23 protein-coding genes and 1 tRNA gene are annotated in these 24,014 nt (G+C 60.3%); 10 read left to right on the forward strand and 14 right to left on the reverse strand.

The genetic code is table 11. The features are described 5' to 3' along the window. Positions 1–128 precede the first annotated feature (128 nt). The 4 genes from AC1DZE_RS10450 to AC1DZE_RS10465 all read right to left on the reverse strand — a co-directional run bounded on the left by AC1DZE_RS10450 (position 129) and on the right by AC1DZE_RS10465 (position 6,493). Positions 129–1,118 carry a Tim44 domain-containing protein gene (locus tag AC1DZE_RS10450; protein WP_477669821.1) on the reverse strand — a complete coding sequence of 330 codons (990 nt, stop codon included), beginning with the start codon at positions 1,116–1,118 and terminating at the stop codon, positions 129–131. Between the two features lie 39 nt (positions 1,119–1,157). Further along, positions 1,158–1,889, reverse strand: a complete 732-nt coding sequence (gene ubiE, locus AC1DZE_RS10455; RefSeq protein ID WP_477666074.1) for a bifunctional demethylmenaquinone methyltransferase/2-methoxy-6-polyprenyl-1,4-benzoquinol methylase UbiE — start codon at positions 1,887–1,889, stop codon at positions 1,158–1,160. 156 nt (positions 1,890–2,045) lie between these two features. After that, positions 2,046–2,459 (reverse strand): gamma-butyrobetaine hydroxylase family protein, encoded by a 414-nt coding sequence (locus tag AC1DZE_RS10460; protein ID WP_477669822.1) that lies wholly within the window; start codon positions 2,457–2,459, stop codon positions 2,046–2,048. 101 nt (positions 2,460–2,560) lie between these two features. Continuing rightward, positions 2,561–6,493: a DUF3683 domain-containing protein gene (locus AC1DZE_RS10465; protein ID WP_477669823.1), complete on the reverse strand. Its 3,933-nt coding sequence runs from the start codon at positions 6,491–6,493 to the stop codon at positions 2,561–2,563. Between the two features lie 220 nt (positions 6,494–6,713). Here AC1DZE_RS10465 and ugpB point away from each other — a divergent pair, with 220 nt between their 5' ends. The 5 genes from ugpB to ugpQ all read left to right on the forward strand — a co-directional run bounded on the left by ugpB (position 6,714) and on the right by ugpQ (position 11,808). Further along, positions 6,714–8,027 carry a sn-glycerol-3-phosphate ABC transporter substrate-binding protein UgpB gene (gene ugpB, locus AC1DZE_RS10470; RefSeq protein ID WP_457279661.1) on the forward strand — a complete coding sequence of 438 codons (1,314 nt, stop codon included), beginning with the start codon at positions 6,714–6,716 and terminating at the stop codon, positions 8,025–8,027. A gap of 131 nt (positions 8,028–8,158) precedes the next feature. Next, positions 8,159–9,040 (forward strand): sn-glycerol-3-phosphate ABC transporter permease UgpA, encoded by an 882-nt coding sequence (ugpA, locus tag AC1DZE_RS10475; protein WP_477700012.1) that lies wholly within the window; start codon positions 8,159–8,161, stop codon positions 9,038–9,040. 36 nt (positions 9,041–9,076) lie between these two features. Then, entirely contained in the window at positions 9,077–9,928 is an 852-nt protein-coding gene (gene ugpE, locus AC1DZE_RS10480) for a sn-glycerol-3-phosphate ABC transporter permease UgpE (protein ID WP_477669825.1), read from the forward strand. A 62-nt stretch (positions 9,929–9,990) separates the two neighbouring features. Beyond that, positions 9,991–11,010, forward strand: a complete 1,020-nt coding sequence (locus tag AC1DZE_RS10485; protein WP_477669826.1) for a sn-glycerol-3-phosphate import ATP-binding protein UgpC — start codon at positions 9,991–9,993, stop codon at positions 11,008–11,010. Between the two features lie 42 nt (positions 11,011–11,052). Beyond that, a complete protein-coding gene (ugpQ, locus tag AC1DZE_RS10490; protein ID WP_477669827.1) occupies positions 11,053–11,808 on the forward strand; it encodes a glycerophosphodiester phosphodiesterase in 756 nt (251 codons plus the stop codon). Between the two features lie 149 nt (positions 11,809–11,957). On the opposite strand, the gene AC1DZE_RS10495 is transcribed toward ugpQ, so the two are convergent. After that, positions 11,958–12,248: a hypothetical protein gene (locus tag AC1DZE_RS10495; protein WP_477669828.1), complete on the reverse strand. Its 291-nt coding sequence runs from the start codon at positions 12,246–12,248 to the stop codon at positions 11,958–11,960. Between the two features lie 137 nt (positions 12,249–12,385). Between AC1DZE_RS10495 and hemA the strand changes: the two genes are divergently transcribed. The 4 genes from hemA to grxD all read left to right on the forward strand — a co-directional run bounded on the left by hemA (position 12,386) and on the right by grxD (position 16,327). Beyond that, positions 12,386–13,675, forward strand: coding sequence for a glutamyl-tRNA reductase (gene hemA, locus AC1DZE_RS10500; protein ID WP_477669829.1), 1,290 nt, complete (start codon positions 12,386–12,388; stop codon positions 13,673–13,675). A gap of 107 nt (positions 13,676–13,782) precedes the next feature. After that, positions 13,783–14,904, forward strand: coding sequence for a peptide chain release factor 1 (gene prfA, locus AC1DZE_RS10505; RefSeq protein ID WP_477669830.1), 1,122 nt, complete (start codon positions 13,783–13,785; stop codon positions 14,902–14,904). Positions 14,905–14,995: 91 nt separating this feature from the next. Further along, positions 14,996–15,853 carry a peptide chain release factor N(5)-glutamine methyltransferase gene (prmC, locus tag AC1DZE_RS10510; RefSeq protein ID WP_477700013.1) on the forward strand — a complete coding sequence of 286 codons (858 nt, stop codon included), beginning with the start codon at positions 14,996–14,998 and terminating at the stop codon, positions 15,851–15,853. Between the two features lie 141 nt (positions 15,854–15,994). Beyond that, complete coding sequence (grxD, locus tag AC1DZE_RS10515) at positions 15,995–16,327, forward strand: Grx4 family monothiol glutaredoxin (protein WP_457279670.1); 333 nt, start codon at positions 15,995–15,997, stop codon at positions 16,325–16,327. A gap of 45 nt (positions 16,328–16,372) precedes the next feature. On the opposite strand, the gene AC1DZE_RS10520 is transcribed toward grxD, so the two are convergent. The 9 genes from AC1DZE_RS10520 to AC1DZE_RS10560 form a co-directional block, all read right to left on the reverse strand. Further along, entirely contained in the window at positions 16,373–16,645 is a 273-nt protein-coding gene (locus AC1DZE_RS10520; protein ID WP_477700014.1) for a hypothetical protein, read from the reverse strand. 61 nt (positions 16,646–16,706) lie between these two features. After that, positions 16,707–16,913, reverse strand: coding sequence for a DNA gyrase inhibitor YacG (locus tag AC1DZE_RS10525; RefSeq protein ID WP_477670207.1), 207 nt, complete (start codon positions 16,911–16,913; stop codon positions 16,707–16,709). 70 nt (positions 16,914–16,983) lie between these two features. Beyond that, positions 16,984–17,739: a cell division protein ZapD gene (gene zapD / locus AC1DZE_RS10530; protein WP_457279673.1), complete on the reverse strand. Its 756-nt coding sequence runs from the start codon at positions 17,737–17,739 to the stop codon at positions 16,984–16,986. A 45-nt stretch (positions 17,740–17,784) separates the two neighbouring features. Further along, entirely contained in the window at positions 17,785–18,396 is a 612-nt protein-coding gene (coaE, locus tag AC1DZE_RS10535) for a dephospho-CoA kinase (protein ID WP_477669833.1), read from the reverse strand. Positions 18,397–18,400: 4 nt separating this feature from the next. Next, the gene (locus AC1DZE_RS10540) at positions 18,401–19,240 is read right to left on the reverse strand and encodes a prepilin peptidase (protein WP_477669834.1); all 840 of its coding nucleotides are present in this window, start codon (positions 19,238–19,240) and stop codon (positions 18,401–18,403) included. 11 nt (positions 19,241–19,251) lie between these two features. Continuing rightward, entirely contained in the window at positions 19,252–20,472 is a 1,221-nt protein-coding gene (locus AC1DZE_RS10545) for a type II secretion system F family protein (RefSeq protein WP_477669835.1), read from the reverse strand. Between the two features lie 80 nt (positions 20,473–20,552). Continuing rightward, on the reverse strand, positions 20,553–22,286 hold the full coding sequence (gene pilB / locus AC1DZE_RS10550) for a type IV-A pilus assembly ATPase PilB (protein WP_477669836.1): 1,734 nt from the start codon (positions 22,284–22,286) through the stop codon (positions 20,553–20,555). 135 nt (positions 22,287–22,421) lie between these two features. Then, positions 22,422–22,498: transfer RNA gene (locus AC1DZE_RS10555), tRNA-Pro, on the reverse strand. A 12-nt stretch (positions 22,499–22,510) separates the two neighbouring features. Beyond that, the gene (locus AC1DZE_RS10560) at positions 22,511–23,494 is read right to left on the reverse strand and encodes a polyprenyl synthetase family protein (RefSeq protein WP_477669837.1); all 984 of its coding nucleotides are present in this window, start codon (positions 23,492–23,494) and stop codon (positions 22,511–22,513) included. 193 nt (positions 23,495–23,687) lie between these two features. Between AC1DZE_RS10560 and rplU the strand changes: the two genes are divergently transcribed. Next, entirely contained in the window at positions 23,688–23,999 is a 312-nt protein-coding gene (gene rplU, locus AC1DZE_RS10565) for a 50S ribosomal protein L21 (RefSeq protein WP_122955355.1), read from the forward strand. Positions 24,000–24,014: the final 15 nt, after the last annotated feature.

Consider the following 24,014-nt stretch of genomic DNA (forward strand, 5'->3'; position numbering starts at 1 on the left):
CACTTCGTGGCGTAACCCAGTGGAAAGAGTATTTCACCAGCAGGCGCCGCGGAACCGGCTTTGCCGGGCCGCAGGCGCCGCCCCCTGAAAGGGGGGAACAGGCTACATGAAGTGAGCCTGGACGGGGGTTATTGGAGAGCCTGTACACCGGCGACCAGCCAGCCGCTGCCGCCGCTGCGTGGCTTGGTCATGTTCCAGACTTCGCGGAAGGGGCTGGCGCCTGCGGAGGCGTCTTCGCGGATCATGCCGGAAAACTCCACGCTGGCCATGTAGACATCGCTCAGTTCCTCGATGCCCAGCAATTGCGCATCCAGCATCACGACCTCGGTCTTGTTGACCTGGCCGCCGGTATGCGATTCGCGGTCGGCAAGCTGGGTCTTGATCTGCTCGAGCATGTCGTCCGTCATCATGGCGCGCAGGTTCTGGATGTCGGAGCGGTCCCAGGCATCCTGCAGCGTGACGAAGTTGGCCTTGCTGGCCTTGAGGAAGCCTTCGGCGTCAAAACCGGCCGGAACGCCCCAGGACTGCACACCCAGCAAGGCCGAGCCGATCATGGAACCGCCTGCGGGCGCTGCCGCATCGTATTTGTTGGCATCAAAAGCCATGCTACTGCGTTCCCAAGGGCGCGCGGATGCATCGTTGCCGACGTTCTCAGGGCTGTAGTTCTTGGGGGTGGTGGCGTTGCCCGCACCCTGGAAGGCAAAAGGCGCCTGCCCGGGCGCAGAGCCTTGCGCGCCAGCCGCTCCGCCCTTGAATTTGCGCATGATGAAGCCGATCACCAGCATGACCACCAGCGCCAGCAAGGCAAACATGATGATCTGGCCGAAGGCGCCGCCCAGGCCCAGCGATGAAGCCAGCCAGGCCAGGCCCAGACCTGCGGCCAGGCCGCCCAGCATGGCGCCCCAGGGTTTTTTGGGCGCAACAGGCGCCGGCGTTGCCGCAGGGGCTGCCGGTTTGGCGGCATTGGCACCACCAGGCGCCGCCTCACGCTTGGTCACGTTGGACGACTGCTTGCCAAATGACGAACCACCGCCCAGTCGTTTGGCGTCAGCAACCGTTCCCCCCAAAGTCAGGGTTAACGCAAGCGCTGCGGAAAAAATTGCCGACCAGATTTTCATATCGTCTCCTTGATCACGGTTTTGAGGCCGTTTGACTTTTCAACACTTGATTCCAACATGCAATGCCACAACTCCGCCTGTCATGTTGTGATAGTCCACATGGCCGAAACCACTTTTATGCATAAGGGCTTTCAGTTCGTCCTGGCCGGGGTGCATGCGAATTGATTCGGCGAGGTACTGGTAGCTTGAATCGTCATTGGCCACCAGCTTGCCCAACCGCGGCAACACCTTGAAGGAATACCAGTCGTAAATCTTTTCCAGCGGCTTGGCGACTTTGGAGAACTCCAGCACCAGCAGCTTGCCACCGGGCTTGAGCACGCGGTTCATCTCGCGCAACGCATCTTCCTTGTGCGTCATGTTGCGCAGCCCGAAGGCGACCGTCACCACGTCGAAGCTCGCATCGGGAAATGGTAGATGTTCGGCGTCGCACACCAGGGTGGGCAAGCTGACACCAGCATCCAGCAGGCGGTTCCGGCCTTCGCGGAGCATCGCCTCGTTGATATCGGTATGCACCACGCGGCCGGTGCTGCCCACCTTGGGGGCAAAGGCCAGCGCCAGGTCGCCCGTGCCGCCGGCGATGTCCAGCACCTGGTAGCCCTCTTTGACGTTGGCCACCAGCACTGTGTAGGCCTTCCACGCCCGATGCAGCCCCATCGACATCAGGTCGTTCATCACGTCGTATTTGGGCGCCACGGAGTCAAACACCCCGCGCACGCGGCGTGCCTTGTCTTGCTCGTCAACGGATTCAAAACCGAAATGGGTACTGCTCATACCATCAATGCTAGAGGGCAAAGGAGTAATTGCTCTCGACAACCCTGAGCTGACATGGGGCATTGCGGCTTATTGCCCGCTTTTATGCTGGAAAAACAACAGTGGCGCGAAATGCCCATTCGCCGCCGCGCCGCGGCGCGCACCGCTCGCGCGGAATCAGTGGCTTGCACAGCCGTGGCCGCCGGGCGCGGCCATGGGTGCATCGCGCTCAACACCGGCCGCCTGCAGGCGCCTCCGGTACTCGTCCCATAACTGGGCCTGATCGGCGCCCAGTTTGTAGAGATAGTCCCACGAGAATATTCCGCTCTCATGGCCATCGGAAAACACGGGCTTGACCGCGTAATTGCCAATAGGCTCGAGCTCCACCACATTCACTTCGCGTTTGCCGGTTTGCAAAATTTCCTGGCCAGGGCCATGGCCCTGCACCTCTGCCGAGGGCGAATAGACGCGCATGAGTTCAAACGGAATCCTGAACTCGGCGCCGTCGGAGAACGCGATTTCAAGAATGCGCGACTGGCTGTGAACCGTCAATGCGGTGGGCGTGGGTGAACCGGGTTGAAGGCCTGCCATGGGAAATCGCTTTCTGAAAAGAAAAGGCCGGACGCATCAGGCCTTCGTGAGGATTCGGCATTCTGGCAATAAGCCCGTTGACATCAAAGCCAGAAATTGCCCTAGACCAGCACCCGTTCGATGCCGCCGTGGTTGGCCGCCTCCACATACGTGGGCAGCCACTCCTTGCCCAGGATCTGATTGGCCATTTCCACCACGATGTAGTCCGCCTCGAGCAGGCCGTTTTGCAGGTCATTGCCGTAGCGCGAGAGCCCTTGCAGGCAACTCGGGCAGCTGGTGAGTATTTTGACGTTTCCCGCCTCGGCAACGGCACCCGCCTCGCGAAGCTGGGCTTCGCCCTTGCGCAGCTCTTCTTCCTTGCGAAAACGGATCTGCGTGGAAATGTCCGGCCGGGTAACGCCCAGCGTGCCCGACTCACCGCAGCAACGGTCATTCTTGAGCACGTTGTCACCCAGCAGCGCCTTGACGGTCTTCATTGGCTCCTGCAGCTTCATCGGGCTGTGGCAGGGGTCGTGATAGAGGTAGCCAGCGCCGGGCTGGTCGGTGCGCAGGGTGATGCCTTTTTCAAGCAGGTATTCGTGGATGTCGATGATGCGGCAGCCCGGGAATATCTTGTCGAATTCGTAACCCTGCAGCTGGTCATAGCAGGTGCCGCAGCTCACCACCACCGTCTTGATATCCAGGTAGTTCAGCGTGTTGGCGACGCGGTGGAACAGCACCCGGTTGTCGGTGATGATTTTCTCGGCTTTGTCGAACTGGCCGCTGCCGCGCTGCGGATAACCGCAGCAGAGGTAACCCGGCGGCAGCACAGTTTGCACCCCCGCATGCCAGAGCATGGCCTGCGTCGCCAGGCCCACCTGGCTGAAAAGGCGCTCGGAGCCGCAGCCGGGAAAATAAAACACCGCCTCGGTTTCCGACGTGGTGCTCTTGGGGTTGCGAATGATCGGGACGTAGTCCTTGTCTTCGATGTCCAGCAACGCACGTGCGGTCTTCTTGGGCAGGCCGCCCGGCATCTTCTTGTTGATGAAGTGGATCACCTGCTCTTTCACAGGCGCCTTGCCGACCGTGGCCGGCGGCAGCGCCGTCTGCTTGCGTGCCAGCCGGCGCATCAGGTCGTTGGCCAGGCGCTGGGCCTTGAAGCCCACGTCCACCATGGCGCTGCGCATGAACTTGATGGTCTGCGGGCTGGTGGCGTTCAGGAAGATCATGGCGGCAGCGTTGCCGGGCCGGAAAGACTTCTGCCCCATCTTGCGCAGCAGGTTGCGCATGTTCATGGAGACTTCGCCGAAATCGATGTCCACCGGGCAAGGCGTCAGGCACTTGTGGCACACGGTGCAGTGGTCGGCCACGTCTTCGAACTCTTCCCAGTGCTTGATGCTCACGCCGCGCCGGGTCTGCTCTTCATACAGAAAAGCTTCCACCAGCAGCGAGGTGGCCAGAATCTTGTTGCGCGGGCTGTACAGCAGGTTGGCGCGCGGCACATGGGTGGCGCACACCGGTTTGCATTTGCCGCAACGCAGGCAATCCTTCACGCTGTCGGCAATGGCGCCAATGTCCGACTGCTGCATGATCAGCGACTCATGCCCCATCAAGCCGAAGCTGGGGGTATAGGCATTGGTCAAGTCGGCATGCAATATCGGTTTAGCATCGTTTTTGGCCTGAAGACCGCTCCCATCTTGCGCGAGCAGCTCCTGATTTCGTAGCAGCTTGCCTTTGTTGAAGCGCCCTTCCGGATCGACTTTTTGCTTGTATTCGGTAAAGGGCCGCAGCTCTTCGTCGGTCAGGAACTCCAGCTTGGTGATGCCAATGCCGTGTTCGCCCGAGATCACGCCGTCCAGCGAACGAGCCAGCACCATGATGCGCGCCACCGCCACATGCGCGGTCTGCAGCATCTCGTAGTCGTCGCTGTTGACGGGCAGGTTGGTGTGCACGTTACCGTCGCCGGCGTGCATGTGCAGCGCCGCCCAGACACGGCCCTTGAGCACACGCTTGTGGATGGCATTGCATTCTTCGATGATCGGCAAAAACGCGCCGCCCGAGAAAATCGCCTGAAGCTGGGCCCGGATATCGGTTTTCCAGCTGGCGCGCAGCGAATGGTCTTGCAACTGCGGGAACAAGGTCGCTACACCCGCCAGCCAGCCGGACCATAGCGCGCGTACCTCAGCTATCAGCGCCAGCGCCTGGCCCACACGGTCTTCCAGCAGTTCTGCCGAAGGAATATCGTTGGCATCGTCCGATTTGCCCAAAGGCAGGTTGCCCTTGAGGAAAAAAGCCTCCAGCTCGTCGCACAGCCGTATCTTGTTGGCCAGGCTGAGCTCGATATTGATCTGCTCGATGCCGTCGGTATATTCGGCCATGCGGGGCAGCGGAATCACCACGTCTTCATTGATCTTGAAGGCATTGGTGTGCTTGGAGATCGCGGCGGTGCGCTTGCGGTCCAGCCAGAATTTCTTGCGGGCGTCGGGGCTGATGGCGATAAAACCTTCGCCGTGGCGCGAGTTGGCAATGCGCACAACTTCCGAGGTGGCACGCGCCACCACATCGGCGTCGTCGCCGGCAATGTCGCCAAAGAGCACCATCTTCGGCAGGCCGCCGTGCTTTTTCGATTTGGTCGCATAGCCGACCGCCTTCAGGTAGCGATCGTCCAGGTGTTCCAGCCCCGCCAGGATGGCGCCGCCGCGCTTTTGCTCGGCGAACATGAAATCCTTGATCTCGACGATGCTGGGCACCGCGTCCTTGGCATTGCCGAAAAATTCGAGGCAAACCGTGCGGGTATGTGCCGGCATGCGGTGCACGATCCAGCGCGCGCTGGTGATGAGGCCGTCGCAACCCTCTTTCTGGATGCCGGGCAAGCCGCTGAGGAATTTGTCGGTAACGTCTTTGCCCAGGCCCTCCTTGCGGAAAGTCTTGCCGGGAATATCCAGCCGCTCGGTGCGAATGGGGGTTTTGCCGTCGGCTTGGAAATACTGGAGGTCGAAGCTGGCCATTTCGGCGTCGTGGATCTTGCCGAGGTTGTGACCCACGCGCGTGACTTCCAGCCACTCGGCCTGCGGCGTGACCATGCGCCACGAAGCCAGGTTGTCCAGCGCCGTGCCCCACAGCACGGCCTTCTTGCCGCCCGCGTTCATCGCGATGTTGCCGCCTATGCAGGAGGCTTCGGCAGAGGTCGGGTCGACCGCGAAGACGAAGCCGCCGCGCTCGGCCGCGTCGGCCACACGCTGGGTGACCACGCCGGCTTCAGTCCATACGGTAGCCACTGGCTTGTCAACGCCGGGCAACGAAACCATTTCGACCTCGGTCATGGCTTCGAGTTTTTCGGTATTGATGACAGCCGACTTCCAGGTCAACGGAATCGCCCCGCCGGTGTAGCCGGTGCCGCCACCACGCGGCACGATTGTCAGGCCAAGCTCGATACAGGCCTTGACCAGGCCGGCCATTTCGACTTCAGTGTCGGGCGTGAGCACCACAAAGGGGTATTCGACACGCCAGTCAGTCGCATCGGTGACATGCGACACCCGCGAAAGGCCGTCGAACTTGATGTTGTCCTTGAGGGTCAGCTTGCGCAGCTTGCGTTCCGTCAGGCGGCGAAGGTCGTACATCTCGCTGAAGGAGGTGTAGAAGCGGGCGACGGCGCCGCGAGCGGCGTCCAGCAGTTCGCCCACGATGGCGTCGCGCTGTTGATCTGCATCCGGGGTGCGGCGTTTTTCGACTTCGGTCAGCCGGTGCTGCAAGGCGTCGACCAGCAGCTTGCGCCGCTTGGGGTTGTCCAGCAGGTCGTCCTGCAAATAGGGGTTGCGCTGCACGACCCAGACATCGCCCAGCACTTCATACAGCATGCGCGCGGAGCGGCCGGTGCGGCGCTCGTCGCGCAGACGGTTCAGCAAGTCCCAGGCACGCTCGCCGAGCAGGCGGATGACTACCTCCCGATCGGAAAATGAGGTGTAGTTATAGGGAATCTCGCGGATGCGGGCTTCGCCAGCCTTTGCGTCATCGGCAAAGACGTTCAATTCTTGGAGGGTAGTAGGGGCGTTCATCGTGAAAAGCCAGCGGCTTCGGACCCGTGTCCAGCGCTGTTGCCCTATATTACCGCAGCGCAACATTTACCCGTGGCGCCATGGAAGTCGTATGTGTCCTTATGGAAATCCCGCTTGTCGGGAAGCCCGCAAATCGATTAAATCGCGTGTCACAAACAGTTTTTACACTGTCCCGTTTAACGTGGCGCGCCCCGGTGCGCGTCCAATCCCAGGAGTTTTAATGAAAAACCGTCTCTCAGCATTCGCCTTCGCGGCCCTCGGCCTGTGCGCGCCGCTGGCCAGCCAGGCCCAGACCGAGATCCAGTGGTGGCATTCAATGACGGCCGTCAACGGCGAATGGGTCAATGACCTGGCCAAGCAATTCAATGAGAGCCAGAAGGAATACAAGGTAGTGCCCACCTTCAAGGGCACGTACGATGAGTCCATGACGGCCTCCATCGCGGCCTTCCGCGCCGGCAATGCGCCGCATATCCTTCAGGTTTTTGAAGTGGGCACCGCCACGATGCAGGCCAGCAAAGGAGCCATCGTCCCGGTCGGCAAGATCATGCAGGACGCCGGAGAAAAATTCGATCCGAAAGCCTACATCCCCGCTGTTGCCGGCTACTACACCGCGCCAAACGGCCAGATGTTGAGCTTCCCGTTCAACAGCTCCACCACCATCTTCTATTTCAACAAGGACGCATTCAAGGCTGCGGGCCTGCCGACCGACAAGGCCCCCGTCACTTGGCCTGAAGTCGTCAACGCCGCCGCCAAACTGAAGGCCTCCGGTCACAAATGTCCCTTCACGACCGCCTGGCAGAACTGGACACAGGTGGAAAGTTTCTCGGCCTGGCACAACGTCGAGTTCGCCACCAAAGCCAACGGCCTGCAAGGCATGGATGCGCGCCTGAAGGTGGATTCGCCGCTGCACGTGCGCCACATCGAGAACCTGGCCAACATGGCCAAACAGGGCCTCTTTATCTACAAGGGCCGCGGTAACGTGCCGGAAGCCAGTTTCGTGTCGGGCGAGTGCGCCATGATCAACACGTCTTCGGGCTTTTACGGCAATGTGGCCAAAAACGCCAAGTTCGCCTACGGCCTGGCTCCGCTGCCTTACTACCAGGACGTTCCCGGCGCGCCGCAAAACACCGTCATCGGCGGCGCCAGTCTGTGGGTCATGTCGGGCAAAAAGCCGGCCGAATACAAGGGCGTCGCCAAGTTCTTCAGCTTCATATCCACGCCTGAAGTGCAGTCGGCCAGCCACAAGCGCACCGGTTACCTGCCCGTGACGATGGCATCGTACGACCTGACCGAAAAGTCCGGCTTCTACAAACAGAACCCGGGCACCGACGTCGCGGTGACGCAAATGATCCGCAAGGTCACGGACAAGAGCCGCGGCATCCGTCTGGGCAACTATGTGCAGATTCGCGCGATCGAGGACGAAGAACTCGAGCAGGTCTGGAACGGCAAGAAGACGGCCAAAGAAGCGTTGGGCTCCATCGTCAAGCGCGGCAATGAGCAGCTTGAGCGCTTCCAGAAGGCCAACAAGGGCTGATCGCCCAAGAGACAGAGCAGGCCCGCACGGCGGGCTAAACTCGGCCCGCTGCGCCCTCTCCCCCTCATCGGGGAAGGCCAGGCGGGTTTTTATGTTTTAGCACTCACAGGTTTTTGCCCACCGAAGGCCCTATGGAAAAACGCGTTGTCTTCCGATCCAGCTGGCTGCCCTGGTTGCTGCTGCTGCCGCAAATGGCGGTCATTTTGGTGTTCTTCTTCTGGCCAGCGGCGCAGGCGCTTCTGCAGTCGCTGCAACAGCAAGACCCTTTCGGCACCTCCATCGAATTCGTCGGCCTGGCCAATTTTCGGCAATTGCTGGACGACCCGAGCTATGTGGAGTCGTTCAAGACGACCGCGTTTTTCTCAGTGATGGTGGCCGGCATCGGCATCAGCCTGTCACTGTTGCTGGCGGTGTTTGCCGACCGCATCGTGCGCGGCGGCATGTTCTACAAAACCATGCTCGTGTTGCCCTACGCGGTTGCCCCGGMTGTGGCGGCCGTGCTGTGGGTGTTCATGTTTTCTCCCTCGCTGGGCGTGGTCGCCTACGCGCTGGGCAAGATAGGCATCAACTGGAATCATCTGCTCGACTCCGGCCATGCCATGACGCTGATCGTGATGGCCTCGGTGTGGAAGCAGATTTCTTATAACTTCCTGTTTTTTCTGGCGGGCCTGCAGTCCATACCGAAATCGCTGATCGAGGCCGCTGCGATTGACGGTGCCCGACCCTGGCGCCGCTTCTGGACCATCCAGTTCCCGCTGCTGTCGCCCACCACCTTCTTCCTGCTGGTGATCAACGTGGTCTATGCCTTCTTCGACACGTTTGCCATCGTCGACGCCGCCACGCAGGGCGGGCCAGGCAAGGACACAGCCATCCTGGTCTACAAGGTGTATTACGACGGCTTCAAGGCCATGGACCTGGGCGGCTCGGCTGCGCAGTCGGTCGTGCTGATGGTGATCGTGGTGGCGCTCACCGTCATCCAGTTCCGCTACGTCGAGAAAAAGGTTCAATACTGATGAAAACGATAACAAAAAATACGACGGGAGCCCATCATGGTTGAAAAACGCGGCACGCATGGCATCCTCGCGCATGTGATCGTGATATTGGGCGTCTTCATCGTCGCCTTCCCCCTCTACCTGGCCTTTGTGGCCTCGACCCACACGGCGCAGGAAATCGTGCAGGCGCCCATGCCGATGCTGCCGGGCACCAACATGCTCGACAGCTACAAGGCCGCGCTGTTCGGGCGTGAATCCGCAGCCGGCTCCAACGCACCCGTGGCGCACATGATGTGGGTCAGCTTCGTCACGGCGATGGTGATCGCCATCGGCAAGATCACCATCTCGCTGCTGTCGGCATTTGCCATCGTGTACTTCCGCTTTCCGTTCAAGAAGACCTGCTTCTGGGCCATCTTCGTGACGCTGATGCTGCCGGTGGAGGTGCGCATTCTGCCCACCTACAAGGTGCTGTCGGACTTGAACATGCTCAACACGTATGCAGGCCTCACGGTGCCGCTGATTGCCTCGGCCACGGCAACCTTTTTGTTCCGCCAGTTTTTCCTGACGGTGCCAGAAGAACTGACCGAAGCATCGCGCATGGACGGCGCCAGCCCCATGCGTTTTTTCTTTGACGTGCTGCTTCCGCTGTCGAAGACCTCCATCGCGGCGCTCTTTGTCATCCAGTTCATCTACGGCTGGAACCAGTACCTCTGGCCGCTGCTGGCCACGACCAGTGAAGACATGTACCCGGTGGTCGTTGGCATCAAGCGCATGATCGCCGGCGGCGACGGCCAGAACGAATGGAATGTGGTCATGGCCACCGCGATTCTGGCGATGCTGCCGCCCGCCCTGGTGGTGGTGCTGATGCAGAAATGGTTCGTCAAGGGCCTGGTCGACACCGAGAAATAACAGCTGCAGCCCAGAGCGGCCCAGACTGCCAAGAACAACCAAGACACAACGGAAATACAGACATGGCATCCCTCTCATTCAACAACATCATCAAGCGCTACGGCTCCGGCAAAGACATGCTGCAGGTTTTGCACGGCGTGAACGCCGAGATCAATGACCACGAGTTCATCGTCATCGTCGGGCCCTCTGGCTGCGGCAAGTCCACCCTGCTGCGCATGGTGGCCGGGCTGGAAGAAGTCAGCGACGGGCAAATCTCCATCGGCGGCAAGGTCGTCAACGAGCTGGAGCCTTCGGAGCGGGACATCGCCATGGTGTTCCAGAACTACGCGCTTTACCCGCACATGAGCGTGTTCGACAACATGGCTTACGGCCTGAAGATCGCCAAAGTGCCCAAGGACGAAATCAAGACGCGCGTCGACAAGGCCGCCAAGATCCTCGAGCTGGGCCACCTGCTGGACCGCAAGCCCCGCGCGCTCTCGGGCGGGCAGCGCCAGCGCGTGGCCATGGGCCGCGCCATCGTGCGCCAGCCACAGGTGTTTTTGTTTGACGAGCCGCTGTCCAATCTGGACGCCAAGCTGCGCGTGCAGACCCGCCTGGAGATCCAGAAGTTGCACCGCGAACTCGGCATCACCTCGCTTTTCGTCACCCACGACCAGGTCGAGGCCATGACACTGGCCCAGCGCATGATGGTGATGAACGCCGGCCGCATGGAGCAGTTCGGCACGCCCGAAGAGGTTTACAACCGGCCGGCTACCACCTTTGTGGCCAGCTTCATGGGCTCGCCGCCCATGAATTTGCTCAAGCAGGCGCCGAACACCGATTTCGGCGGCAAGCCCGGCGCCATTCTGGGCATACGGCCTGAACACTTGACGGTGGGCACCACGGGTTGGCCCGTGCAGGTCGACACGATTGAAATGCTGGGCGCCGAGCGCCTGCTGTACTGCCGCATGGGCAGCGAAGCCATCATCGTGCGCACCGACGAAAGCCTGTCAATCGCGCCCGAGATCGGCGCGACCATCCATGTCACGCCGCGCGCAGATCGCCTGCACTGGTTTGACTCGGAAACGGGCAAACGGATCTAATTTCCGGCTTTCGTCTCGTCTCCACAGGTCCTGAGCACACCCATGACAAACCCCGTATCAGCTGCCAACTGGCCCTACCCGCGCTGGGTAGCGCATCGCGGCGCCGGCAAGCTGGCGCCCGAAAACACCCTGGCCTCCTTCATGCTGGGCGCCAGCCATGGCTACCGCATGTTCGAGTGCGACGTGAAACTGAGCGCCGACGACGTTCCCTTTTTGCTGCACGACGCCACGCTGGAGCGCACCAGCAACGGCAAAGGTGTGGCTGGCGAGTTGAGCTGGGAGGCGCTGGCCAAGCTTGACGCCGGCGGCTGGCATTCCCCGGCGTTTGCCGCGGAGGGCCTCGCCAGCTTTGAGCGCATCGCCCGCTTTTGCCTGGACAAGGGCTACTTCCTCAATATCGAGATCAAGCCCACACCGGGCATCGAGAGTCACACCGGCACTGTGGTGGCCAACGAAGCGGCCCGGCTGTGGCAGGACCAAGCCATTCCCCCACTGCTGACGTCCTTCCAGCCGCTGTCCCTTGAGGCGGCCAGGCGCGCCCAGCCGCAGTTGCCACGCGGCCTGCTGCTCGACCAACTCCCGGCCAACTGGCTGGAAACGGCGACCGGCCTGGACTGCGTGGCCATCGTCTGCAACCACAAGCTCTGGAACGCCGATACGGTGGCCCAGGCCAAAAAAGCCGGGTTCAAGTTGCTGAGCTATACGGTGAATGACGAAGCGAACGTGCAGCGGCTGCTGGCCCTGGGCACCGACGGCATCATCACGGACGCAGTGAACGTCTTCAAGCCCGATTTGTAGTCGGTATTCGAAGGGACTTTAGAAATTCAATTACCGGATGCAGGGCAAGGCGCACGGAGCGCAGGACACCGGAATGCACTTGGGTGCATGAGGATTCCGAGCACCGCGCAACGCAGCCATGCGCCCGGCCATTGGATTTACAAGCCCCTTCAGGCCCGCCAGGCGCCCAGCAAAACCCACTGGCAGACGGCCGCGCCGACCACCATGGCGGCATACGTCAGCATCTTCCCGTCATGGCCGAAGAACACCAGCCCGGCCACCAGCACCACCACGTTTACTACAAAAACAATAGCTGCTTGCGCATACCAGGTCTGGGCTAAAGGCATTTTTGATCTAAATAATCCACCCATAAGCTGAGTTGCCAACACCAGCAGCAGGGCCACCGCGGCGGCCGGCAGGACAAGATTGAGCAGGTGATTGGCCAGCAGGTAAAAGGTCATGCGCGTAGGGGTAGTTAAAAACTCGCCTGGCTTCAGAGCAGATCCAGAACAAGCTTCAAAACGGCCAAAAAAAGGACTATCAGGGCGATTGTCCGGCCTTTGTACCGGCCTGACCGCTTCAATTTTATAATCGAAGGATGTCAGTCTGGGCCCTTGGGCTAAACCACAACACCGCACCGCTCGATTTGCGCGGCCGGTTCGCCTACGCCCTGGACCAGGTCGAGCCCACTTTGCGCGGTTTGCGCGAGTCCCTGGCCCGCCAGCCCGAGGCCACGCTGCTCTCTACCTGCAATCGCACTGAAATCTACTGCGCTGGCGAAAAGAACGACCTGGACCACACGCTGGACTGGCTGGCACACAACGGCGGCGTCTCGCCCGCCCTGCTGCGCTCACATGCCTATACCCTGCACGACGATGCAGCGGCCCGTCATGCGTTTCGCGTGGCCAGCGGGCTCGATTCCATGGTGCTGGGCGAACCGCAAATTCTGGGCCAGATGAAAGACGCCGTGCGCGCCGCCGAAGACGCAGGCGCCATGGGCACCACCCTGCACCAGCTCTTTCAGCGCTCCTTTGCCGTGGCCAAGGAAGTGCGCAGCAGCACCGAAATCGGCGCGCACAGCATCAGCATGGCAGCGGCCAGCGTGCGGCTGGCCGGCCAGCTGTTTGAAGATTTGAGCGACATCAAAGTGCTGTTTGTCGGCGCCGGCGAGATGATCGACCTGGCGGCCACCCACTTTGCCGCCAAAAACCCCAAAGCCATGGCAATCGCCAACCGCACGCTGGAGCGCGGCGAGAAGCTGGCCGGCCGCTTCGGCGCCGAGGTGATGCGCCTGGCCGATTTGCCCAGCCGCCTGCATGAGTTTGACGCCGTGATCAGCTGCACCGCCAGCACGCTGCCCATCATCGGCCTGGGCGCGGTCGAGCGCGCCGTCAAGCTGCGCAAACATCGCCCGATGTTCATGGTCGACCTGGCCGTGCCGCGCGACATCGAACCCGAAGTCAAGGCGCTGCCCGACATCTACCTCTACACGGTGGACGACCTGGCCCACGTGGTGCAGACCGGCAAGGACAACCGCAAGGCCGCCGTGGCGCAGGCCGAGGTCATCATCGACGCCGGTGTGCAGAACTTCATGCACTGGCTGGGCCAGCGCCGCAGCGTGCCGCTGATCCAGCAGCTCAATGCGCAGACCGACGAGTGGCGCGCTGCCGAAATCGTGCGAGCAAAAAAGCTGCTGGCCCGGGGCGAGCCCATCGACACGGTGCTGGACGCACTGACCCGCGGCCTCACCCAGAAAATGCTGCACGGCGCGCTGGCCGAGCTGCATGCGGGCGACGCCAACAGCCGCGAAGCCACGGCACAGACCGTATCCAGGCTGTTTTTGCGCGGCCAGCTGCCCAAAATCCAGTCCGACGACAAAGAGCGTTAGCGGCCGCCAACGCACTGACTTCCTGTGCCGGCGCAAGCCGGTGGCTCCGCTGGCGGAGCGTCGTTGTTGACGGCCTTCTGGCCCCCTTTTTCCAGTCCTCCATTTCCATGAAACCTTTTCTTCGCCAAACCCTGGACCGCCAGCTGCTGCGGCTGCACGAGCTGGACGCATTGCTGTCTGCCAGCGACGTGGTCAGCGACCTGGACCGCTTCCGTTCGCTGACCCGGGAGCACGCCGAAGCCAGCGTGATCGCCGACCAGTACTTGCGGCTCACCAGTCGCGAGGCCGACCTCAGCAGTGCTGAAGGCATGCTGGCTGAAGCCAAAGATGACCCGGAAATGGCTGCGATGGCGGAGGAAGAAATCGCCGCGGCCAAAGCCGATATCGCGCAGATCGACGAGGCCCTGCAGCTGATGCTGATTCCGAAGGACCCGGACGACGCGCGCGCGGCTTTCATCGAAATCCGGGCCGGCACCGGGGGGGATGAATCGGCGCTGTTTGCAGGTGACCTGTTCCGCATGTACACCCGCTTTGCCGAACGCAACCGCTGGCAAGTGGAAATCATCAGTGAATCCTCCAGCGAACTGGGTGGCTACAAGGAAGTCGTGCTGCGCATTGACGGCGCCACGGATTCCCTGGGCGTCGGCGTGTATGGCAAGCTGCGCTTTGAGTCGGGCGGTCACCGTGTGCAGCGCGTTCCCGCCACTGAAACGCAAGGCCGCATCCATACCAGCGCCTGCACGGTGGCCGTGATGCCGGAGCCCGACGAAGCCGTGGCCATCCAGATCAACCCAGCCGACCTGCGCATCGATACCTACCGCGCCAGCGGCGCCGGCGGCCAGCACATCAACAAGACGGATTCGGCCGTGCGCATCACGCACATCCCGACCGGTATCGTCGCGGAATGCCAGGAAGGGCGAAGCCAGCACAGCAATAAGGCCCAGGCGCTCAAGGTACTCACCGCACGCATCCACGAAAAAGACCGCTCCGAGCGCGCCGCCAAGGACGCAGCCCTGCGCAAGGGGCTGGTGGGCACGGGCGACCGCAGCGACCGCATCCGCACCTACAACTTCCCGCAGGGGCGGCTGACCGACCACCGCATCAACCTGACGCTGTACAAGCTCCTGGCCATCATGGAAGGCGACCTGGGCGATGTGGTCACGGCCCTGCAGGTGGCGCGCGGCGCCGAGCTGCTGGCGGAGCTCGAGACCGCCAACAATGGCGCCTGAACATCAGAAGTTGAATAACAAAAAAGGCCTCTAGCCCAATCAGGATGTGCGCAAGCAGCTACTATTTTCATAGCACTTCAAGGAGGTTCAGTTGAGCGGACTTACCTGCGCGCAAGCCCTGGCTGCCGCTCAGGCATTGGGGCTGGACCGCCTGGATGCCCAGTTGTTATTGCTGCATGCGCTGGGCAAACCGGAGCATGCCCGCGCCTGGCTGCTGGCCCACGATACGGACGAACTGGCAGAAGATGTCGCGCAGCGTTTCCAGGCGCTGTGCCTGCGCCGCGCCAGCGGAGAACCGCTGGCTTACATCGTAGGCAGCAAGGAGTTTTTCGGCCTGACGCTTCAGGTGGATGCCCGTGTGCTGGTGCCGCGCCCCGACACCGAAACGCTGGTGAGCTGGGCGCTTGAGCTGCTGCAGGCCCCCGGCACGCCGCCAGAGCCGGGAATTCTGGACCTTGGCACCGGCAGCGGGGCCATTGCCCTGGCCATTGCCCACAGCCTGCAGACAACCGGCCGTCAGGGCCGCGTGACAGCCGTAGATGTGAGTGCATACTCACTCGATGTCGCCAGAGACAATGCGGCCCGCCTGAACCTGGATATCGATTTCATTCAAAGTCACTGGCTGCGGGAAGTCAGCGGGCACCTTCACCTGATCGTGAGCAACCCGCCCTACATTGCCAGCGCTGACCCACATCTGGCTGCCCTGGTTCACGAGCCCCTGGCAGCCTTGACCGCCGGCCCGGACGGGCTGGAGGACATCCGGGAGATCACCCGGGAGGCGCCCGCCAGCCTGCTGCCAGGCGGCTGGCTGCTGCTGGAGCATGGCTACGACCAGGCTGAAGCCGCGCGGTCACTGCTGGCGCAGGAGGGCTTTGTACAGGTTCAGAGCCGGCGGGACCTGGCGGGCATTGAACGCTGCTCTGGCGGGCTGTGGCCGGGCGAACGATGAATCCACACGGGAAATCAAACGGCAGGATAATCGGCGGGTTGAATTCTGGTTTCCAGATTCCATGTATTTGAAACAGCCTCGCCGAAGCGCATTTTTCGGCCCGGCACGGGCGCTTCGGCCCACACCCCAAAAGGATTCACCATGAGCACTACAGACCCTACCCAGCAACGCATCGCCGAAATCGTCAAATCGAGCGATGTGGTCCTTTTCATGAAAGGCACGGCCCAATTCCCGATGTGCGGTTTTTCCGGCCGTGCCATCCAGGTGCTGAAGGCCTGCGGCGTGAACAAGCCCGCCACCGTGAACGTGCTGGAAGATGAGGAAATCCGCCACGGCATCAAGGAGTTCAGCAACTGGCCAACTATTCCACAGCTCTACGTGAAAGGCGAATTCATCGGCGGCTCGGACATCATGATGGAGATGTACCAGAACGGCGAGCTGCAACAGGTGCTGGGAACCCCCACCACCAACTGAGCATTGCAGGCGTTGTGCCGGCTTCGCACCGGCGCCATCGATGGATCAGCGCGTGTAGCCCGCGCAGGCGCCTGCATCTACCGCGCCCTTGCATTCGCGTTTGAGCCGGGCATCGCGCTGGCCGGCTGTCTCGCCGGACCCTGAGATGAATTTGACTTTGCCGCCTGAATTTACCGCACCGGATTGAGCGGCGGTCTTCCTGGTTTTTTTGGCCTTGGCGGGCTTTACCCCATCCTGGGCCGATTGAGCCTGCACATTACCGCCCAGCAGCGCCATGGCCAAAACGGCAGCCAGCGCATTGCAAAAATTCCTGTTCATACTTTTTCCTCCCTTTTTATTCTTTCGCAAACGCAGGTGACACCGCGTTTCGCCTCAAGCTTTATTGCAGCTTGGGGTCTCCAAATTGTTCATCATCCGGTGGCACATCCGCCGGCAGGCGGAACCCTTCGCTGGCCCAGGCGCCCAAGTCTATGTTCTTGCAACGCTCGCTGCAAAATGGGCGAAAAGGGTTGCTGGGTGCGTAAATGCTTTCACCGCCGCAGCCAGGACATATGACCCGTTTGAGAGGCGGAGAATCTTTCTTCATCGCAGGCATGTTTGTAGACAGGTCTGGGGATCAATCGGGTGTGATGGCGATGAGGCAGCAAGTCCTGAAATCAGGAGCAAAGCGTCAGCTCAAACGCAGAATCTTCGGTGCTGGCGTGCAGCCGGTCGTCACTGCCGTGGCGCATGAGGCGCACCGACACAATCAGCCGGTTACCGCTGATTTCGGGAATCAACCCCAGAGCCGGGTCTATCCGCAGGCGCAACAGCTGAAAGGTGCGCCCCTGCGGCAACGTCTGCTGGTATTGCCCGCCGGGCGCCACCACTTTTTGAGGCGCCCCGGAGTCACGCAACAGCGTTAGCAGTACACGTATGGATTCGGCCAGCGGCACCAGCGGCGTGATCCAGCGCTGCAGGTCTTGCTGGCGTGTTTCGGTGTCAAGGTGCTGCCACGCATAGTAGGCCGGCAAATCAAACTCACAGGTCCCGCCCGGGATGCCGACACGGCTGCGAATGCTCATCAGCCAGTCGTTCTCCGTCAGGGAATGACCGGCTTTGCCCGGCAGGTTGTTCAAGGCGGAAAAACAGCCCTCAAGCTGGCCGGTCACCTCGTCCAGAACGGCTTCGGAAATGGCCGGGTTGCCGCGGTAGCCGTTGAGGACATGTTTTTGTTTCTCAAGGTCCTTGAGCACATCGGTCTTCAGGTCGGCACGCGCGCCGACATCCATGATTTCAAAAATGGTCGTGATCGCGTAATGATGATCCGTCGGGCTCTCACGCTCCACCAATTCACCGAGACGGCGAAACAGGTGTTCAAGTCGCAGATAAGTGCGTATGCGTTCGTGAAAAGGATACTCGTAAAGGATCACAGCGCTAGATTTCGTCGGCTTTAAATGAGGAGGTTTGTTTGCGCATCATAGCCCGAAGCGCCAGGCAAGCTGTCGGACCAGGGCTTCCAGGCTCGCCAGAGACAAGCCATCGTTATAGAGGCATATGTCAGCCGCAGACAGGCGCTGCGCGCGGCTTGCTTGGCCAGCCATGATTTTCTCCACCACCTCCCGTGGCCAGCCGTTTCGGGCCATCACGCGGTCAATCTGGGTCTTTTCACTGCAATCCACAATCAGAACCTGGTCAAGCTGCTGCCGCCATCGCCCCGACTCCACCAGCAACGGGACGTCAAAAATGACACAAGCACTGCCGCCCGCGACCGCCTGCTCATATTGATGCAGGGTTTCCCGGCTTACCCAGGGGTGCACGATGGACTCAAGCCTGCGCCGTGCAGATGGGTCGTCAAAGACCAGCTGCCGCATCCGTTCCCTGTGCATGGCTCCTTCGGGGGTGATCAGTTCTCCGCCGAACAGCGCTGCAATTTCCGGCACAGCCGCCCCACCGGCTGCCGTGACCGCACGGGAAATGGCATCAGCATCCACCAACGCCGCGCCGTGGGCAACCAGAATACCGGCAATCGTGCTTTTACCGCTGCCTATGCCACCGGTCAGTCCAATACGCAGGGCTGCACGGGACATGGCATCACAGGCCCACAAATCGCAAAATGGATTGCGGCCCAAAAATCATGGCCGTGAAACCCGCACCGGCCAGGAAAGGCCCAAAGGGCACATAACCGCCCTCGCGCAAGCCGGTGGAGAACTTCAACGCAATACCTATGACAGCACCAATCACCGAAGCCATCAGGATCATGGGAACCAGCGCAGGCCAGCCGAACCAGGCACCGAGTGCGGCGAAAAGCTTGAAGTCGCCATAGCCCATGCCTTCCTTGCCGGTGGCCAGCTTGAAGGCCCAGTACACCAGCCACAGAGACAGGTAGCCAGCGACGGCACCCCATAAGGCCGTTGGCAGGCTAACCGAAGGGTTCCACTGCAGGGCGGCGACGATCAGGCCGGCCCACAGCAAAGGCAAGGTGATATCGTCCGGCAGAAGCGTGGTATCCCAGTCGATCATCGCCAGGGCCAGCAGTGCGGCGGAAAAGCCGCACCAGCCCAGCGCAGTCAGCGACCAGCCCCAACGCCACACACAAAAGAAGAACAAGGCGCCCGTCACTGCCTCCACGACGGGGTAGCGCATACCGTAGGGCGAGCCGCATACCGAACACTTGCCTCGCAGGAACACGTAACTGACTACCGGAATGTTCTCGTACCAGCGGATGGCATGGCCGCAACTGGAGCAGCGTGAGCGCGGCACCACCAGATTGAACTTGTCGGAAGGCTCTGCTGGCTGCCCGGCCAGCTCCGCGCATTCCTGCGCCCATTGCCGCTCCATCATTTTGGGGAGGCGGTAAATCACAACATTCAGGAAACTGCCAATCAGCAGGCCCAGGATGCCGGCCAGCGACGCATCAAACGCCGGGCCCATACCCGTCCCCATCAAACGACTTGACCCAGCTTGAAAATGGGCAGGTACATCGATACCACGATGCCGCCAATAAGGGTACCCAAAAACACGATGATGATGGGCTCCATCAGACTCGAAAGGCCGGCCACCATCTCGTCGACTTCCGCTTCATAAAAGTCGGCGGCCTTACCGAGCATGTGATCGACGGAGCCGGATTCCTCACCGATGGCGCACATCTGCAACACCATGGTCGGGAACAGATTCGCATTGCCCATCGCAGCCGTCAGGCTGGTGCCCGTGGAGACCTCCTGCTGGATTTTCTCGGTGGCATCGGCATAGAGGGAATTGCCCGACGCTCCGCCCACGGAATCCAGTGCTTCAACCAATGGAACGCCGGCGGCAAACATGGTGGACAAGGTACGGGTCCATCGGGCAATGCACGACTTTTCAATCAGGGAACCAAAGACGGGTACCTTGAGCAACAGCCGGTCCATGAACTTTTGCATCTTTTCATTTCGCTTCCAGGCCTGGAAGAAGAAATAAAGGCCTCCACCAATTCCGCCAAAAATAAGCCACCAATAGGCCACAAAAAACTCGCTGATGGCGATCACGAACAGCGTCGGTGCTGGCAAGTCAGCGCCAAAGGATTTAAACACCTCCTTGAAAGCCGGGATCACAAAAATCATGATCACCGCGACCACCACAAAGGCCACAATCACCACCGAAATGGGATACATCAGGGCCGATTTGATTTTCGACTTGATGGCCTCTGTTTTTTCCATGTAAACCGCGAGGCGATCCAACAGGGACTCGAGAATACCTGCAGCTTCACCGGCCTCGACCAGATTGCAATACAGCGCATTGAAATACATCGGGTATTTGCGAAAAGCCGCACTCAAGGAAGTACCGGTTTCCACGTCCGTGCGCACATCGTTGAGAAGCTTGGTGACGCTGGCATTCGCATTGCCGCGACCCACAATATCAAACGACTGCAAAAGTGGAACGCCCGCCTTCATCATGGTAGCCAGCTGGCGGGTAAAAATGGCGATGTCCCTCGGCTTGATCTTCTTGCCGGAGCGCATGCTGCGCTTTTTGATCTTGGTGGGCAAAACGCCTTGGCGGCGCAGGGAAGCCTTGACCTGGTTTTCTCCGGCGGCCCGGGTTTCGCCCCGAACCTGTTTGCCGCCGCGGTCCTTGCCCTCCCACTCAAAAACAAATTCCTTGACGCCTTTGACAGATGCTGCAGTTGCCATGATGGTTTTCTCGTTTTATCGATGGCCCAAGCCACCTTTCGCTACAGACGCCGATTAATCAGCACTTTGCGTGAGCAAATTTAAACATTCGTGCAACCCAAAACCTCTTCCAGTGAGGTCATTCCGAGTTTAACTTTTTGCAATCCGGACTGGCGCAGGCTTCGGACCCCTTCGAGTTCAGCCTGCGCAGCGATTTCAAGCGCACTTCCGTCGCGAAGGACAATACGCTGGATTTCCTCGGAAATCGGCATCACCTGATAAATACCGACACGCCCCTTGTAACCATTTGTGCACATGGAGCAACCCACAGGCCGATACGGCGTCCACGAGCCGTCGACATCATCCTCTTTGAAACCGGCCTCCAGCAATGTCTCGCGAGGGATATCAGCAGGAGACTTGCAGTTAGGGCAAAGCCGGCGAGCAAGGCGCTGGGCCGTGATCAGAATCACGCTTGAAGCAATATTAAAAGGAGCAATGCCCATGTTGCGCATACGCGTCAACGTGGTGGGTGCGTCGTTCGTATGCAGCGTGGACATGACCATGTGGCCGGTCTGCGCGGCCTTGATGGCGATATCAGCCGTTTCAAGATCGCGAATCTCACCGACCATGATAATGTCCGGATCCTGCCGCAAAAAAGCTTTGAGCGCGACAGAAAAAGTCATGCCAGCCTTGTCATTCATGCTGACCTGGTTGACACCGGGCAATGTGATTTCGGCGGGATCCTCAGCGGTGGCAATGTTGACACCCGGCTTGTTCAGAATATTCAGGCAGGTGTACAGCGACACGGTTTTACCGGAACCCGTGGGCCCCGTCACCAGCACCATGCCGTAGGGTCGCTGAATCGCGGCCATCAGGCGCTCTTTTTCAATCGTTTCATACCCCAGTGCATCAATGCCCAGTTTGGCGCTACTCGGATCCAGAATACGGATAACGATTTTTTCGCCATACATGGTCGGCAAGGTGCTCACCCGGAAATCGATGACCCGATCGGGGCCGATCTTGAGCTTCATTTTGCCGTCTTGCGGTACGCGTTTTTCCGAGATATCCAGCTTGGAGATAACCTTGATGCGCGCGGCAAGCTTTTCCTTGATGGCGACCGGTGGTGACGCGATTTCGCGCAATTCGCCGTCCACCCGGAAGCGCACCCTGTAGGTATGTTCAAACGGCTCGAAATGCAGGTCGGAAGCGCGCATGCTGAAAGCATCAAGCAGCATCTTCTGGAGAAATTTGACGACCGGAGCGTCCTCAACTTCGGAGACACCCGCTTCATCTTCGGTTGCGCCAGTATCCACACTGGTTTCATCAAACTCAAAGTCATCGCCGATGATGCTTTCCATCGCCTCAGAGGCGCTGGTGTTGGACACTTCCGACAGCTTGGACAGCTTGTCGTATTCGGCGATGACCCAGTCGACCCCCATCTGGGTGGAAAACTTGATTTTTTCAGCCGCCTCCTGGTCAGATGGATCTGCCGTTGCAACAATCAGCCGGTTATTGCGTTTGCTCAGAACAACGATACGGTACGTTGCACAGATTTTGGAATCGAGCAGTCCCTTGGGCAGGCGCTGTATGTCTATGGCGTCCAGGTCAAGCAAAGGCGCCGCAAAGGCGGTCGACATGGTGTGCGCCAAGTCAGACGCGGAAACCGCTCCGGAGCCTGTCAGTTCGGCGATGAAGCTGGTGCGCCCCGTTTGGGCTTTGCGAAAGATGTCTTCAGCAGCCTTTTGACCCAGCTTCCCCGCAACCACCAAGGCCCGACCCAGACCTGGCAATGCCATGGATGGTGGTTGGTTAATAGCGGTGTCAACAGCGGCCATGGATTCTCTGGATAGGCTTAAATAGGTATCATCGCTTATAGATTACAAGGTGTAAATCGAAAACGCGCCAGAGGCCTGCCCGGCGTTGGAAGTATGCGAAGAAACGCACACATACGGCCAAGGCCAGGATATTTTTGGTCGGGGTGAGAGGATTCGAACCTCCGGCCTCTACGTCCCGAACGTAGCGCTCTACCAGGCTAAGCTACACCCCGATCCGGCAGCCGTCAGAAACGCCTTTCCAGCAATTGGGAGGCCAGCTGCATCAGGGCATTACTGTAAATGTTTTGGGGCAGGGCCTGCAAGGCATTCAGCGCGCGCTGTGCTTCTACAGCCGCAGCATCCCGGGTGGCCTGCAGCGCTCCGGTCTGTTGCACGATGGCGATGATCTGTGTCATCTGGTCCGTGCCACCCGTCTCAATTGCCTGCCGGATGGTCGTACGCTCAGCCTCGGTACCTCGCTGCATGGCGATGATCAGCGGAAGTGTCGCCTTGCCTTCGCGTAAATCGTCGCCCAGGTTCTTCCCCATTTCAGACACATCCCCGTCGTAGTCCAGCACGTCGTCGATCACCTGGAATGCGGTGCCCAGTGCCTGGCCGTAGTCTGCGCAGCTTTGCTCAATGGCTGGCGGCGACTGGGCCAGCAAGGCCGCCAGGCGGGCGCTGGCTTCGAACAGCTTGGCCGTCTTGGAACGAATCACCCGGAGGTAGCCCTCCTCCGACAGTGTCGCGTCGTGCATGTTCATAAGTTGAAGCACCTCGCCCTCGGCGATCACGTTGGTCGCCTCGGCAAGTGTCTGCATGACACGCATATCGCCGGCTTCGACCATCATCTGGAACGCCCGGGAATAGAGGAAGTCACCCACCAGAACGCTGGCAGGGTTGCCGAAGGCCTCGTTGGCGGTCGTGCGGCCCCGGCGCAAGGTGGATTCGTCCACCACGTCGTCATGCAGCAAAGTTGCCGTATGGATAAATTCCACCACGGCCGCGAGGTTGTGGCGTTGTTCCCCCCGGTACCCCAGCACACCGCACAGCAGCAGCAGCAGGGCGGGACGAAGTCGCTTGCCGCCAGCTGCCACGATGTACTGCGACACCTGGCTGACCAGCGGCACCTCGGATTTGAGCCGCCGCTCGATGACCGCGTCCATTCCACGCATGTCGTCGGCAATCAGGGCTAGGGCTGCGGCAGTGCTTGAAGAGTTGACGGACAAAGGGGATCCAGATGTTGAGAGATGGTAAGTTTGGGCAGATTATAGGAAGCCCCCTCTGTCCGGAGGCGCTGCCGCAGCCCGCAACCACCACCTGAAAGCGCTAAAACGGCACTTCTGGCCAATTTGGCCCCGTCATGCTAGAATATTGGGCTCTGCGGAAATCCGTCTGCAGAACTCAATAAAGAGGTCTTACATGTACGCGGTCATAAAAACCGGTGGCAAACAATACAAGGTTGCTACTGGAGAAAAAATTAAAGTAGAACAGATTGCTGCGGACGTAGGCCAAGAGATCGTTATTGACCAGGTATTGGCTGTCGGCACCGGCAGCACAATCACGGTTGGTACGCCCTTGGTGTCCGGCGCCACTGTTACAGTCACTGTCCTTTCCCAGGGTAGGCACGACAAGGTTCGCATTTTCAAAATGCGCCGTCGCAAGCACTACCAAAAGCGTCAGGGCCACCGGCAAAACTACACGGAACTGCAAATCGGCGCCATCGCCGGTTAAGCAGGGACGTACCAG

This window comes from Polaromonas sp. P1_F1 (assembly GCF_056405795.1).